The sequence below is a fragment of the Hypericibacter sp. genome (genome assembly GCF_050729195.1).
In the GTDB taxonomy this organism is placed as follows: Bacteria; Pseudomonadota; Alphaproteobacteria; order Dongiales; family Dongiaceae; genus Hypericibacter.
On the sequence record NZ_JBOHKS010000264.1, the window covers coordinates 16,773 to 30,846 of the forward strand.

The window sequence follows — 14,074 nt, forward strand, 5'->3', positions numbered from 1 at the left end:
GGGCTTGTGCCGAGCTGCCGGATAGCGGCTCTCGCGCGCCAGAAAGCACAGCGCGTGCCAGCCGGCGGGGCATTGGTTTGCCTAAGATATTTTCGCCGGCTCCAGTTTCGATGCCTATTTTTTAGGCATATTGGCGCAAGAACAGGCAGGGTTTTGCGGCGGCGTTGCGCAGCGGGAGCGAAAGCCATGACAAGGTTGGAAAGTTTCGATGGATCGGCCTGGCCGCCGCCGCTCGTTCCGTCCGAGCAGGCCCGTGCGACCGAAGCGCTCGAGGCCGGCCAGATCCTCTATTTCCCGGCGCTCGCCTTCACGATCGAGCCGGAGGAGCGGCGCTTTCTGGCCGATGGCTGGTCGGCCGCCGTCAAGAACATCAGCTTCGATCCGGCGCGGGGGACGCTGGGCGGCACCAAGGCGGAGGGCGAGGATGCCGCCGGCTTGACGCGGCTGATGTCGCGTTACGCGCAAGCCAGTCAGAAGCTCATCGAAGCCGTGATTCCGAACTATCGCGGCCAGATCGAGATGGCCCGAACCAGCTTCCGCCCGGTCGAGATCGCGGGTCGGACGAGCTCGCCGCGCCATGACGACACGAAGTTGCATGTCGATGCCTTCCCGTCGCGGCCCACCGCCGGCCGGCGCATCCTCCGGGTCTTCAGCAATATCGACCCCAATGGACAGGCAAGGCAGTGGCGCGTCGGCGCCCCCTTCGCCTCGACCGCGCGGCAGTTCTATCAGCGCCTGCCACGGCCTGTTCCCGGAAGCGCCCTGGCGCATGCGATGCTGGGCCTGACCAAGGGCCGGCGGCGCGACTACGACCATTACATGCTCAAGCTTCATGACGCGATGAAGCGGGACGTGAGCTATCAGCAGGACAGCGGGGTCGAGGCGATTGCCTTCCCGGCCGGTTCGAGCTGGATCGTCTTCACCGACCAGGTGGCGCATGCGGCGACGGCCGGACGCCATGCGCTGGAACAGACCTTCCATCTCGATCCGGTCCAAATGAAACACCCTGAGCGTTCGCCGCTCAGGGTGTTGGAAGATCTCGCGGGACGAAGGCTGGCCTGAAAACTCTGTCCCTTTCCCCGCTTGCGGGGGAAGGCCAGGAAGGGGGAACACTCCTGGCTTGAAGCCGCGTCATCCCCCTCCTTGATCCTCCCCCTGAAGAAGGGGAAGGAAACCAAAATCACGCCGCCTTGCGCTTGGCCAGCCAGTCGCCGAAGCGATGCATCGCCTCGGCGATGTTCTCCAGGCTGTTGGCATAGGAGACGCGCAGATAGCCCTCGCCATAGCTGCCGAAGCTGGTGCCGGCGATGGTCGCGACGCCGGCGTCGTTCAGCAGCCCGCCCTCGACTTGCTTGGCGGTCATGCCGGTCTTGCCGATGTTCGGGAACACGTAGAAGGCGCCCAGCGCATCGACGCAAGAGACGCCGGGCAGCTTGTTGAGCGCACCCACCACATAGCGGCGGCGCTCGTCGAACGCCTTGCACATCCTGGCGACGTCGTCCTTGGGGCCGGTGAGGGCCGCGAGGCCGGCGAACTGGGCCGAGGCATTGACGCAGGAATGGCAGTTGATGGCGAGGCGGGTGGCGAGCTCGGCCAGCTTGCCCGGCCACACCGCATAACCCATGCGCCAGCCGGTCATCGCGTAGGTCTTGGACCAGCCATCGAGCATGATGAGGCGGTCGCGCAGATGCTCGAAGCGGAGCAGGCTCAGATGCTGGCGGCCCTCATAGAGGATTTCGCTGTAGATCTCGTCCGACATGATCGCGACGTTGGGGAACTTCTCGAGACCCTTCGCCAGCTTCTCCACCTCGGCGTCGGCGGTGACGCCGCCGGTCGGGTTGGCCGGGCTGTTGATGATGATGAGACGGGTCTTGTCGGTGATGCGCGAGAGCAGATCCTCGGCCGAGAAGCCGAAACCGTTCTTCTCCAGGAGCGGCAGCGGCACGGCCTTGGCGCCGGTGAAATTGATCGCCGATTCGTAGATCGGGAAGCCGGGGTTCGGATAGATGATCTCGGCACCGGGCTCGCCGAACATGAGGATGGCGAAGAACATCGTCACCTTGCCGCCCGGGACCACCACCACCTGGGCGGGGTCGACCGTCACGCCATGGCGGCGATGCAGGTCGGCGGAGACCGCCTCACGCAGCTGCGGGATGCCGTTGGCCGGGGTATAGCCGTGATGGCCGTCCTTCAGCGCCTTGATGGCCGCGTCGACGATATGGGCCGGCGTCTTGAAGTCCGGCTGGCCGATGCCGAGGTTGATGATGCTCTTGCCTGCGGCGGCGAGCGCATTGGCGCGCGCCAGCACTTCGAAGGCGGATTCGGTGCCGAGGCGGCTCATGCCCGAGGCGAGTTGCAGCATTGTCCCCTGATCTCCCTGATGGATTGGCAGTTTTTCGTGACGGCCGGCCCGTGGAGGCAAGCGTTCCAGCGCCTCCGCCGAAGGAGGCGAGGGGATGCCCCCGCGCAAGACCACAAATGGCTAGCCTAAATCGCGGTTCGCCGAGAAGCAGGCTTTCCTGACCGCGACGTTTTTTCGCTTACCTGCGAGGCTTGGGTGGGGTGTGGCGGGAACGGGACCCTGGAGGGACCGGGAAGGGACCGGCCGGCCGGCTTGACGGCACCGCCGCCACCCTTTACTTAACCGCCGCGGCGGCGGGCGTAGCTCAGGTGGTTAGAGCGCCAGATTGTGGATCTGGATGTCGTGGGTTCAACTCCCATCGCTCGCCCCAATTTTCCTTCAGTTTTATGCCGGTGGGCTCGACAGGTTTTCTGCCGGAAAGGTCCCCGCGACGGCGCGGGATGCGGCCCCGGACCGGGCGGCGGGAGACCTCTGGGGGTACGATGGATCGCGACGCCATCCTGTTCGCCAACGAGGCCTTCTACCGGGCCTTCGCCGATCGCGACCCCGCCGCCATGGAAGACCTCTGGGCCAAGGATGCGCCAGTGGTCTGCATCCACCCCGGTTGGGCGCCGCTGACCGATCGCGACACCATCGTGGCCAGCTGGCGCGCGATCCTGACCGGCCGTAACGCACCCGACATAAAATGCCGAAACCCGCGCGTGTTCCAGCATGGCGACACGGCCATCGTCATCTGTTTCGAGATGATCGGCGCGGGGTTCCTGGTTGCCACCAATTGTTTCGTGCGCCAGCGCGGGCGCTGGAAAATGGTGCATCACCAGGCCGGACCGACCAGTCAGGATCCGCCCGCCGACAGCGACAATGACAACGAACCCGGCGGGCCGGTGAATTGAGACAAGATCCACGCGCAAGCTGCGGGTCGCATTGCGCGTGGCTCCCGGCCACGGCATCATGCGCCCCATGATTCGCGCATATCCGACACGGGCTTACGCCTTGCGTGCCGCCCTGATCATCGCAACGCTCCTGCTCTCGATCCTGGCCGGGACCCCGGCCCGGGCGGAGAGCTATGAGGCCGGGCTCGCGGCTTTCGACAAGGGCGATTTCGATACCGCGGCGAAGGAATGGCGCCCCATGGCCGAGGGCGGCGACGCGCGGGCGCAGCATGGCATGGGCCTGCTCTATGAGATCGGCTCGGGCGTCGAGAAGCGCGACTATGCCGAAGCGGTCAAATGGTATCAGAAGGCCGCCGATCAGGGCCTGCCGGCGGCGGAGAACAATCTCGCTTTGATGTATGCGCAAGGACGCGGCGTGCCGCAGAGCCTGGAGCAGGCGGCGCGCTATTGGCGTTTCGCCGCCGAAGGCGGCCACCCCATGGCCGAATTCAATCTCGGCCTCATGTATTACAAGGGCGAGGGCGGCCTGACCCAGAGCTTCAACGACGCCGCCTGGTGGTTCGCTCAGGCGGCGACGCAAGGCTCGGCCGATGCTCAGTACGCCCTGGCCGAGATGTATCGCGCCGGCCGTGGCGTGCCGAAGAATCTGCAAGAAGCGAAGCGCTGGTACACGGAGGCCGTCCAAGGCGGAAACCCCGCCGCTCAAAAGCGCCTCGCCACGCTCGACAAGGACATCCTGGCGGAACAGACGCGCTATGCGCCGGCCTGGGCGCAGGGATCGTCGGTCGACAAGGAGCGCCAGGCGGAAGCCGACGCCGCCGCCAAGGCGGCGGAGCAGGGGACCGCGCCGTCCACCGTGACGGTTCAGACGACAGCCCCCGCCGCAGCGGCGCAGACGGTGCCCGCGACGACGACCGCATCGGCCGCGACCACCACGACCGCGCCCTCGACGACGACCGCGGTGCAGCCCTCACCTCTGACGACGGCCGTGACGGCCGCCACCACGGCACCGGCGGCGGCGACCGCCACAACCAACACGACCCTCAATCCGCAACCTCAACCATTCCAGCCGAGCACCACCAGCACCTCGGCATCGGTGGAAGATCCGTTCAACCCCACGCCGAAGCCCTTCATTCCAACGCCGGGAGCGGTTCCAACAACGCCCTCGACAACCGCCGCGACGGCGCCTTCGACAACGGCATCCATCACCCTGCCGACCACGACCGTTACAGCTCCCACGACGACGCAACAGGCGACGCTGCCGACCGCCGCGACCCAGACCACGACGACACAACCGGCCGCCAGCAGCGGACCCGCCGTCCGGGTGTGGCTGAGCTCGACGCGCACGGAGGAGGAAGCCAGGGCCAAGTGGCAGGGTTTCCAGGCGACCTTCCCCGACCTGTTCGGACGGCTGCAGGTGCTGATCAAGAAGGTCGATCTCGGCGACGAGTCCGGCATCTGGTATCGCGTCTTCGGCGGGCCCTTGCCCGACCGCGGCAGCGCGCAGAATCTCTGCGGCGAGCTGATGTCGCGTTCGCCCGGCGACAGTTGCATGGTGGTGGTCAATTGACCGATGCGCGGGCGCCCGCGTCACGATTGGGCGGGCTGAAGGCCCATCTCAAGGCCGGCGGCCAGGCCTTCGGCTGCTTCCTCAATTCCGGCAGTCCCAGCGTCGCAGAGATGATGGCCGCGGCCGGCTATGACTGCCTGATGATCGATGCCGAGCACAGCCCGATCGGCATCGAGACCATGCACGCCATGGCGACCGCGATCCGCTCCGGCGGCGCCTACACGCTGGTGCGGGTGCCGGCGATGGATCCGGTCCCTATCAAGCTGGCGCTCGATCTCGGCGTCGACGGAATCATGGCGCCGGCGATCAACAGCGCCGCCGAGGCCAGGGCCTTCGTCGCGGCTTGCCGCTATCCGCCCGAAGGCCATCGCGGTGTCGCGGTGCCGGTCATCCGCGCCTCGGCCTATGGCTTCAACGCCGCCGACTATATCCGCGAGGCCAACGATGCGCTGCTGGTGATCGCGCAGATCGAGACCGCGCGCGGCGTCGCCGAGGCCGAAGCGATCGCGGCCACGCCGGGCATCGATCTCTGCTTCATCGGCCCGCACGACCTTTCGGCCAGCCTCGGCCATATGGGCCAGCCGGATCATCCCGAGGCGAAAGCCGCGATCGTCCAGGTGGAAGGTGCCGTCCGCAAGGCGAAGCGCTGGCTGGGTACGATCCCGACGGCCTCGCGAGCCGCCGATCGCCTCTTCGCCGACGGCTATGAGCTGGTGCTCGGGAGCGCCGATCTGGCCCTCCTGCGCGAAGCCGTTCGCGCCCAGGTGGAGCGCTACAAGCCCGCCCCGCGTTCGAGTTGAGAGCCGGTTCCATGGCCGGCAATCCGTCGCCAACGGATCGACACGCCAGCCCGCTTCTGAGCAATGACGAGATGCGCGAAGCCGATCGCCTGGCGATCGCCGGCGGCATATCCGGTTATGCGCTGATGGAAGCGGCGGGCCAGGCCGTGGCACGCTTCGCGATCGCGAGCCGGGGACCGCGGCCGGTCCTCGTCCTCTGCGGGCCCGGGAACAATGGTGGCGACGGCTATGTCGCCGCCCATCATCTCAAGAACGCGGGATGGCCCGTCACCCTGGCGGGGCTGGGCGCGCCCAAGCCCGGCACGGACGCGGCCATCGCCGCGACGCAATGGCCCGGGATGGTGGCGCCGGTCGAGCTCTCCCTGCTGGCCGGGCGGCCGCTCGTGATCGATGCGCTGTTCGGCGCCGGGCTCGCGCGGGCGCCCGATGGCATCGCGCGCGCCATGATCGACGAGATCAACCGCCTCGACCTCGATTGCATCGGCGTCGATGTGCCGAGCGGCGTCGACGGCGACAGCGGGCAGGTCCTGGGTGCCGCCCCGCGCTGCCGGGCGACCGTCACCTTCTTCCGGCTGAAGCCGGGTCATCTCCTGCTGCCGGGCCGGGCGCTCGCCGGCAAGGTGCATCTGGCGGATATCGGCATCCCGGCCACGGTGCTGGATCAGATCCAGCCGCAATGCTGGCGCAACGATCCGGCCCTCTGGCGCGGCGCGCTGCGCCATCCCCGGCTGGAAGATCACAAATACACCCGGGGCCATCTGCTGGTGATCGCCGGTGGGGTCATGACCGGGGCCGGCCGGCTGGTCGCCCGCGCGGCCCGGCGGGCCGGGGCCGGCATGGCGAGTCTGGCCGCGCCCGCCGAGGCGCTGTCGATCTATGCGGCCGACCAGCCGGGCCTGATCACCTTGCCTCTGCCCAAGGCCGCCGACCTCGCAGGCGTGATGCAAGGCCGCCGCATGTCGGCCTGCGTGGTGGGACCGGGCAGCGGGGTCGGGGAGGGCACCCGCGAGCTGGTCCTGGCGGCTCTCGCCACCGGCAGGGCCTGCCTGGTCGATGCGGACGCGCTGACCAGCTTCGCCGGCCAGGCCGGCGTCCTGGCTGCCGCGGTCCGCGGACCGCTCCTGATCACCCCGCATGAAGGCGAGTTCGCCCGGCTGTTCCCCGATCTGGGCGCCAACCTCGGCAAGCTCGCCCGGGCCCGGGCCGCCGCGGCCCGCCTGGACGCCGTGGTCCTGTTCAAAGGGGCGGACAGCGTGGTGGCGGCCCCGGATGGGCGCACGGTCATCAATGACAATGCGCCGCCCGACCTCGCCAGCGCGGGCACCGGGGATGTGCTGGCCGGGATTGCCGGGACCTTCCTGGCGCAGGGCCTGCCGGCCTTTGAGGCGGCCGCCGCGGCGGTCTGGCTGCATGGCGCGGCGGGATCGGCCATCGGGCGCGGGCTGATTGCTGAGGACCTGCCTGAAGCGCTGCCCGATCTTCTCAAGAAACTAGACGGTTAGGGCGCGATCCTCATGGCTCCTTCAAGCCCGCGGCCCTGGCCCCGGCTGCGTGCCTACGAGGCGCGCGATCGCGATGACTGCGCCCGCATCTTCGTCGTGGCCCAGCAGGTCGCGTTCCCTTGGGAACCGCCCGGCACCGTGACCGAAGCCGATTTCGACCGCTCGATCCGGGGCGAGGAGCTCTGGGTGGCCGAGGTCGCGGCTCCGACCTCGAAAACCGCACCCTGCCGCTGGCAGGTGGCCGGGCTGATCTCGGTTTTCATGCCCAGCCAGTTCGTTCACAGCCTGTTCGTCGACCCGGTTTTCCACGGGCTGGGGCTCGGCAGCGCGCTCCTGGACCGGGCGCTTTACGCGACCGCGGGCCGTGCCTCGCTGAAATGCGACGAGCGCAATCGAAAGGGCTGTACCTTCTACGAACGTCGGGGCTGGCGGGCGACGGAATGGGGCTGGGATACGGCCGGCGCCTGGATCCGTTTTTCGCGCTGATTCCCCAGGTTTCGTAAGGCTTCCAGGGCCCGGTGATTTCCTATTGTGCCTGGGATATCTGTGCTATACACCGCGCCCTGCGGTGGCAAACTAGGCCGGAGCCGCCGCGCCTCCCGTCAGCGGGCGTGGCGAAACTGGTAGACGCGCCAGATTTAGGTTCTGGTGACGCAAGTCGTGGGGGTTCAAGTCCCTCCGCCCGCACCACGTCAGAGCAAACGGGTCTGAATTCTTCAGGCCAGATGCTCGCGCCAGTCTAGGGTGGCCTTGCCACTGCCCCGCCGGCGCGGGCGACACCGATGACACGGACAGGGTTCGATGCAGGTTACTGAAACGGCCAACGAAGGTCTCAAGCGCGAGTTCAAGATCGTCATTCCGGCGAGAGACTTCGAGAAGAAGATCGAAAGCGAGCTCGCGGAATATGGCCGTCAGGCCAACCTGCCGGGCTTCCGTCCCGGCAAGGTGCCGATGCCGGTGCTGAAGCAGCGCTTCGGTCAATCCGTGCGCGGCAAGGTGATCCAGAACACGGTTCAGGATGCGAGCTTCCAGGTGCTGAACGAGCGCGGCCTCAAGGCCGCGGGTCAGCCCCGCATCGAGATCACCAAGGGCGCCGAAGGCGAGGACGTCGAGTACAATCTCGCGATCGAGCTGATGCCCGAGATCAAGCCGATGGACTTCTCCTCCCTCGAGCTCGAGCGCCTCAGCGCCGACGTCACCGATCAGGACATCGCCGAAGCGCTGGATCGTTTTGCCGCCAACCAGAAGCGCAGCCAGCCGGTCGCGGCACCGCGCGCCGCCCAGTCGGGCGACGTCGCCGTCATCGACTTCGAAGGCAAGATCGATGGCGTGCCGTTCCAGGGCGGCAAGGCCGAGGGGCATTATCTGGAGCTGGGATCCAACAGCACCATCCCCGGTTTCGAGGACCAGGTCATCGGTCACCAGCCGGGCGAGAGCTTCACCATCGACGTGACCTTCCCCGAGACCTATCCGAGCCAGGAAGTGGCCGGCAAGGCCGCCAAGTTCGACATTACGATCAAGGAGTTGCGCGAGCCCCAGACGGTCGCGGTCGATGACGAGCTGGCCAAGTCGGTCGGCCTCGAATCCCTCGACGCTCTCAAGGCGCAGGTGAAGAGCCGCCTCGAACGCGATTCCGGATCGCTGTCGCGCGGGCGCCTCAAGCGCCAGCTTCTTGACAAGCTGGCCGAGGGTCACGACTTCACCCTTCCGCCGGGCCTGGTCGATACCGAGTTCGATGCGATCTGGCAGCAGATCGTGGCCGACCGCCAGGCGGGCCGCCTCGACCCCGAGGACACCAACAAGGACGAAGAGCAGCTGAAGAAGGAATATCGCGAGATCGCGGAACGCCGCGTGAAGCTCGGGCTGCTCCTTTCCGAAGTGGGACGGGCGCACAATATAGAAGTGAGCAATGACGAGATTGGCCGCGCCATCATGGCGGAGGCCAGTCGGTATGCCGGTAGCGAGCGTAAGGTGATCGAATATTACCAGCGCACGCCGGAGGCCCTGGCCCAGATCCGCGCGCCCCTCTACGAAGAGAAGGTCGTGGACCACATCCTCGAGCAGGCCAAGGTCTCGGAGCGCAAGGTGCCTCTCGCCGAAGTCACTTTCGACGACCAACCGGCGAAGAGTTGAGGCAAGCTGTCGGAAGGCGCCCCGATTCGGGGCTTAAAGGACGAACCCGATGATCTACGACCGCGATCCCGTCGAGACCTACACCAATCTGCTTGTGCCCATGGTGGTGGAGCAGACCAACCGGGGCGAGCGCGCCTTCGACATCTATTCGCGCCTGCTCAAGGAACGCATCATCTTCCTCGTCGGCCCCGTGAACGATCAGGTGTCGAGCCTGGTCTGCGCCCAGCTGCTGTTCCTCGAGGCCGAGAATCCGAAGAAGGACATCTCGCTTTATATCAACTCGCCGGGCGGCGTCGTGACCTCGGGTCTCGCGATGTACGATACGATGCAGTACATCCGTTCCGACGTGTCCACTGTATGCATCGGCATGGCGGCCTCGATGGGCTCCCTGCTGCTGACGGCCGGCGCCAAGGGCAAGCGCTATTGCCTGCCCAATGCGCGGGTGATGATCCATCAGCCCTCGGGCGGCTATCAGGGCCAGGCGACCGACATCGAGATCCATGCCCGCGAGGTCCTGGCGGTGAAGGCCCGGCTCAATGCCATCTACGCCAGACATACCGGCCAACCGCTGGACAAGGTTGAAGAGTCGATGGAGCGGGACAATTTTATGACTCCGGAAAAGGCCAAGGAGTTCGGCCTGATCGACGAGGTCGTGGACAAGCGCCCGGGTGCCGACGCCGATGAGACCACCGGCGCAAGTGCCTGAAGGGATTAACGAGTTATTGACCGTACCGGTGCTATCCCAAGACCGTGGCGGCTCAGGCTCGACGAGTCGGCCCGTCGGCGCGGGGGAACGAGGCGGCAACCCCAGGCGTTGATTGAGAAATTGGGCGTTGTGTCACGGCGAAGGCTGCGGCTAACATTTCACGTTGAGTTGGCGTATCGGGATCGAGCGGTTCGTTCATGAACAAATCCAGCGGCAGCGATAGTAAGAGCACGCTTTACTGCTCCTTCTGCGGCAAGAGCCAGCATGAGGTCCGGAAGCTCATCGCCGGGCCCACCGTTTTCATCTGCGACGAATGCGTCGAGCTCTGCATGGACATCATCCGTGAAGAGCACAAGACGACGCTGGTCAAGTCGCGCAACGGCGTGCCCACGCCGCAGGACATCTGCAAGGTCCTGGACGACTATGTGATCGGCCAGGACCACGCCAAGCGCGTGCTGTCGGTGGCGGTCCATAACCACTACAAGCGCCTCTCGAACACCGGCAAGTCGAACGACGTCGAACTGGCGAAGTCGAACATCCTGCTGGTCGGTCCGACCGGTTGCGGCAAGACGCTGTTGGCCCAGACGCTGGCACGCATCATCGACGTGCCCTTCACCATGGCCGACGCGACGACGCTGACCGAGGCCGGCTATGTCGGCGAGGACGTCGAGAACATCATCCTGAAGCTGCTGCAGGCCGCCGACTACAATGTCGAGCGCGCGCAGCGCGGCATCGTCTATATCGACGAGGTCGACAAGATCAGCCGCAAGTCGGACAACCCATCGATCACCCGCGACGTGTCGGGCGAGGGCGTGCAGCAGGCCCTGCTGAAGATCATGGAAGGCACCATCGCCTCGTTGCCGCCGCAGGGCGGGCGCAAGCATCCGCAGCAGGAGTTCCTGCAGGTCGACACCACCAACATCCTCTTCGTCTGCGGCGGCGCCTTCGCCGGCCTCGAGAAGCTCATCTCGCAGCGCTCCAACAAGGGCGCCTCGATCGGCTTCGGCGCCGACGTGCGCAGCCCGGACGAGCGCCAGACGGGCGAGATCCTGCGCGATGTCGAGCCCGAGGATCTGCTGAAGTTCGGCCTGATTCCGGAATTCGTCGGCCGTCTGCCGGTCGTGGCGACGCTCGACGACCTGAGCGAGTCCGCGCTGATGGACATTCTGACGAAGCCCAAGAACGCGTTGGTGAAGCAGTATCAGCGTCTGTTCGAGATGGAAGACATCCGCCTCGAATTCACCGATGACGCGCTCAAGGGTGTCGCGGCGCGGGCGATTCTGCGCAAGACCGGTGCGCGCGGCCTGCGCTCGATCCTTGAAAACATTCTGCTCGACCCGATGTTCGAGATGCCGAGCCGCGAGGGTGTCGAGAGCGTGGTCATCGGCCGCGAGGTGGTCGAGGGCAACGCCAAGCCGCTCTACATCTACACTGACCGGCGCGAAGACGTTGGCAGCACCGCCTGACGGGCAGGCCCGCGTTCTGCGGGCCGCCTCTCCCTCGGACGTGTTTCCGGGTAACCAAACGGGCTTGGCTCGCAAGCCCCGGAAACAACGTCGCCTTTCCAGCACATCCTTGAAGATCGCCGGTTTTTCACCATCTGTGATGTGAGAATCGGGATATAGTTTGGGCTTGGTGGTGCCTTCTCAGCACCCCGGCCGACGGGTGACCCCCGAAGAGGAATCATGATCGAAACCCAGAACGGCACACTCTATCCAGTCCTACCCTTGCGGGACATTGTCGTGTTTCCGCACATGATCGTTCCGCTGTTTGTCGGGCGCGAGAAGTCCGTGCGCGCGCTCGAGGACGTGATGAAGGATGACAAGCAGATCCTGCTCGTCACCCAGAAGAATGCGGCCCAGGACGACCCCACCACCGCCGACATCTACACCGTCGGCACGCTCGGCACCGTGCTGCAGTTGCTGAAGCTTCCCGACGGCACCGTGAAGGTGCTGGTCGAGGGCGGCAAGCGTGCGCGCATCCTGAAATACACGGAGAACGAGGCGTTCTTCGAGGCCTTTGCCGAGCCGCTCGAGGAAGAAGCCGGCGACACCAAGGAAATCGAGGCCCTGGCCCGGACCGTGGTTTCGCAGTTCGAGCAGTACATCAAATTGAACAAGAAGGTGCCGCCCGAGGTGCTGGTCTCGATCAACCAGATCGAGGAACCCGGCAAGCTCGCCGATACCGTCGCGTCGCATCTCTCGCTCAAGATCCCCGAGAAGCAGGACCTGCTGGAGGCCACCTCCGTCGGGCAGCGCCTCGAGCGCGTCTATGGCTTCATGGAGAGCGAGATCGGCGTGCTGCAGGTCGAGAAGCGCATCCGCAGCCGCGTGAAGCGCCAGATGGAGAAGACCCAGCGCGAGTACTATCTGAACGAGCAGCTCAAGGCGATTCAGAAGGAGTTGGGCGAGGGCGAGGACGGCCGCGACGAGCTGGCCGAGATCGAAGAGAAGATCGCCAAGACCAAGCTCTCGAAGGAAGCGCGCGAGAAGGCCATGGGGGAGATCAAGAAGCTCCGCTCCATGAGCCCGATGTCGGCCGAGGCGACGGTGGTGCGCAACTACCTCGACTGGATGCTGTCGATTCCGTGGAAGAAGCCCACGAAGGTGAAGCGCGACATCAGGCTCGCCGAGAAGGTGCTCAACACCGACCATTACGGTCTCGAGAAGGTGAAAGAGCGCATCCTCGAATATCTCGCGGTGCAGCAGCGTATGAACAAGATCAAGGGGCCGATCCTCTGCCTGGTCGGACCTCCGGGCGTGGGCAAGACCTCGCTCGGCAAGTCGATCGCGCGGGCGACCGGCCGCAACTTCGTGCGCATGTCGCTGGGCGGCGTGCGCGACGAGGCAGAGATCCGCGGCCATCGCCGTACCTATGTCGGTTCCATGCCGGGCCGCATCGTGCAGAACCTCAACAAGACCGGCACCAAGAATCCGTTGTTCGTGCTGGACGAGATCGACAAGATGTCGATGGACTTCCGCGGCGATCCGTCGTCGGCCCTGCTGGAAGTGCTTGATCCGGAGCAGAACAACGCCTTCAACGACCACTACCTGGAAGTGGATCTGGACCTGTCCGAAGTGATGTTCGTGGCCACCGCCAACTCGCTCAACATCCCCGGTCCGCTGCTGGACCGCATGGAAGTGATCCGCATCCCCGGCTACACCGAGGACGAAAAACTCAATATCGCCGAGCGCTATCTGATTCCCAAGCAGCTCAAGGCCAATGGCTTGAAGCCCGAGGAACTGAAGATCGCCGAGAGCGCCATCCGCGACATCGTGCGCTATTACACCCGCGAATCGGGCGTGCGCAATCTGGAGCGCGAGATCGCCAAGATCTGCCGCAAGGTGGTGAAGGAGATCGCCTTGGCCGGCCCGAAGCCCGCGAAAAAGAAAACCGCCGCCATCAGCGTCACTTCCAAAAACCTGGAGAAATACCAGGGCGTGCGCCGCTTCGACTACGGCCGCGCCGAGGAGCAGAACGAGATCGGCCTGGTCACCGGCCTGGCCTGGACCGAAGTCGGCGGCGACCTGCTGCAGATCGAAGTCAGCCTGGTGCCCGGCAAGGGCGGCATGACCCTGACCGGTCAGTTGGGCGATGTGATGAAGGAATCCGCTTCGGCCGCTTTGTCGGTGGTGCGTTCGCGCGCGGAAAGCCTGGGCATCGATACCGATTTCCTGCAGAAGCAGGACGTGCATCTGCACGTGCCCGATGGCGCCACGCCCAAGGACGGCCCCAGCGCGGGTATCGCCATGGCCACGGCGCTGGTTTCCACACTGACCAAGAATCCGGTGCGCGCCAACGTGGCGATGACCGGCGAAATCACTCTGCGCGGACGCGTGTCGGCGATCGGCGGGCTGAAGGAGAAGCTGCTGGCGGCGATCCGCGGCGGCATCACCACCGTGATCATTCCGGAGGAGAACCGCAAGGATCTCGCCGACATCCCGGCCAACGTCACCCAGGGCATGAAGATCGTGCCGGTGCGCTGGATCGATGAGGTGCTGGACCTGGCGCTCGAACGTCCGCTGAGCCCGGCGGCGTCCGGCGGTGGCGAGAAGCTGCCCGTGCGGGAGTCCGGAAAGGCACCCGTACAGCCCGACGTCAAGCATTA

The 14,074-nt window shown here is 65.8% G+C and carries 11 protein-coding genes and 2 tRNA genes; 12 read left to right on the forward strand and 1 reads right to left on the reverse strand.

Annotated elements, in window-relative coordinates; genetic code table 11:
* The first annotated feature begins 186 nt into the window (after positions 1–186).
* Positions 187–1,062 carry a Kdo hydroxylase family protein gene (locus ACREE8_RS21380; RefSeq protein ID WP_431575044.1) on the forward strand — a complete coding sequence of 292 codons (876 nt, stop codon included), beginning with the start codon at positions 187–189 and terminating at the stop codon, positions 1,060–1,062.
* Between the two features lie 118 nt (positions 1,063–1,180).
* Here the strand turns inward: ACREE8_RS21380 and ACREE8_RS21385 are convergent, their stop codons facing one another.
* Positions 1,181–2,362, reverse strand: a complete 1,182-nt coding sequence (locus ACREE8_RS21385) for a pyridoxal phosphate-dependent aminotransferase (protein WP_431575045.1) — start codon at positions 2,360–2,362, stop codon at positions 1,181–1,183.
* A 293-nt stretch (positions 2,363–2,655) separates the two neighbouring features.
* On the opposite strand from ACREE8_RS21385, the gene ACREE8_RS21390 reads away from it, so the two are divergent.
* The 11 genes from ACREE8_RS21390 to lon all read left to right on the forward strand — a co-directional run.
* Positions 2,656–2,732 (forward strand) — tRNA-His (locus ACREE8_RS21390).
* Positions 2,733–2,844: 112 nt separating this feature from the next.
* Complete coding sequence (locus tag ACREE8_RS21395; RefSeq protein WP_431575046.1) at positions 2,845–3,255, forward strand: nuclear transport factor 2 family protein; 411 nt, start codon at positions 2,845–2,847, stop codon at positions 3,253–3,255.
* A gap of 67 nt (positions 3,256–3,322) precedes the next feature.
* Positions 3,323–4,825 (forward strand): tetratricopeptide repeat protein, encoded by a 1,503-nt coding sequence (locus ACREE8_RS21400; RefSeq protein WP_431575047.1) that lies wholly within the window; start codon positions 3,323–3,325, stop codon positions 4,823–4,825.
* A complete protein-coding gene (locus ACREE8_RS21405) occupies positions 4,822–5,625 on the forward strand; it encodes an HpcH/HpaI aldolase family protein (protein WP_431575048.1) in 804 nt (267 codons plus the stop codon). The genes ACREE8_RS21400 and ACREE8_RS21405 overlap by 4 nt, the downstream gene beginning before the upstream one ends.
* Positions 5,626–5,696: 71 nt before the next feature.
* Positions 5,697–7,127: an NAD(P)H-hydrate dehydratase gene (locus ACREE8_RS21410; RefSeq protein WP_431575049.1), complete on the forward strand. Its 1,431-nt coding sequence runs from the start codon at positions 5,697–5,699 to the stop codon at positions 7,125–7,127.
* 12 nt (positions 7,128–7,139) lie between these two features.
* Entirely contained in the window at positions 7,140–7,613 is a 474-nt protein-coding gene (locus ACREE8_RS21415; protein WP_431575050.1) for a GNAT family N-acetyltransferase, read from the forward strand.
* A gap of 119 nt (positions 7,614–7,732) precedes the next feature.
* A tRNA-Leu gene (locus ACREE8_RS21420) sits at positions 7,733–7,817 on the forward strand.
* Positions 7,818–7,928: 111 nt separating this feature from the next.
* Positions 7,929–9,260 (forward strand): trigger factor, encoded by a 1,332-nt coding sequence (tig, locus tag ACREE8_RS21425; RefSeq protein ID WP_431575051.1) that lies wholly within the window; start codon positions 7,929–7,931, stop codon positions 9,258–9,260.
* A 52-nt stretch (positions 9,261–9,312) separates the two neighbouring features.
* On the forward strand, positions 9,313–9,966 hold the full coding sequence (clpP, locus tag ACREE8_RS21430) for an ATP-dependent Clp endopeptidase proteolytic subunit ClpP (protein ID WP_431575054.1): 654 nt from the start codon (positions 9,313–9,315) through the stop codon (positions 9,964–9,966).
* A gap of 197 nt (positions 9,967–10,163) precedes the next feature.
* Positions 10,164–11,432, forward strand: a complete 1,269-nt coding sequence (clpX, locus tag ACREE8_RS21435) for an ATP-dependent Clp protease ATP-binding subunit ClpX (protein WP_431575052.1) — start codon at positions 10,164–10,166, stop codon at positions 11,430–11,432.
* A gap of 219 nt (positions 11,433–11,651) precedes the next feature.
* Positions 11,652–14,074, forward strand: a 2,423-nt coding sequence (gene lon / locus ACREE8_RS21440) for an endopeptidase La (protein WP_431575053.1), incomplete at its 3' end; no start/stop codon positions are given.

What these genes read in the sequence shown, in the direction of transcription:
- ACREE8_RS21380 (WP_431575044.1), top strand. Translation starts at nt 187, where the DNA reads ATGACAAGGTTGGAAAGTTTCGATGGATCGGCCTGGCCGCCGCCGCTC.
- ACREE8_RS21385 (WP_431575045.1), bottom strand. Translation starts at nt 2,362, where the DNA reads ATGCTGCAACTCGCCTCGGGCATGAGCCGCCTCGGCACCGAATCCGCC.
- ACREE8_RS21395 (WP_431575046.1), top strand. Translation starts at nt 2,845, where the DNA reads ATGGATCGCGACGCCATCCTGTTCGCCAACGAGGCCTTCTACCGGGCC.
- ACREE8_RS21400 (WP_431575047.1), top strand. Translation starts at nt 3,323, where the DNA reads ATGATTCGCGCATATCCGACACGGGCTTACGCCTTGCGTGCCGCCCTG.
- ACREE8_RS21410 (WP_431575049.1), top strand. Translation starts at nt 5,697, where the DNA reads ATGCGCGAAGCCGATCGCCTGGCGATCGCCGGCGGCATATCCGGTTAT.
- ACREE8_RS21415 (WP_431575050.1), top strand. Translation starts at nt 7,140, where the DNA reads ATGGCTCCTTCAAGCCCGCGGCCCTGGCCCCGGCTGCGTGCCTACGAG.
- tig (WP_431575051.1), top strand. Translation starts at nt 7,929, where the DNA reads ATGCAGGTTACTGAAACGGCCAACGAAGGTCTCAAGCGCGAGTTCAAG.
- clpX (WP_431575052.1), top strand. Translation starts at nt 10,164, where the DNA reads ATGAACAAATCCAGCGGCAGCGATAGTAAGAGCACGCTTTACTGCTCC.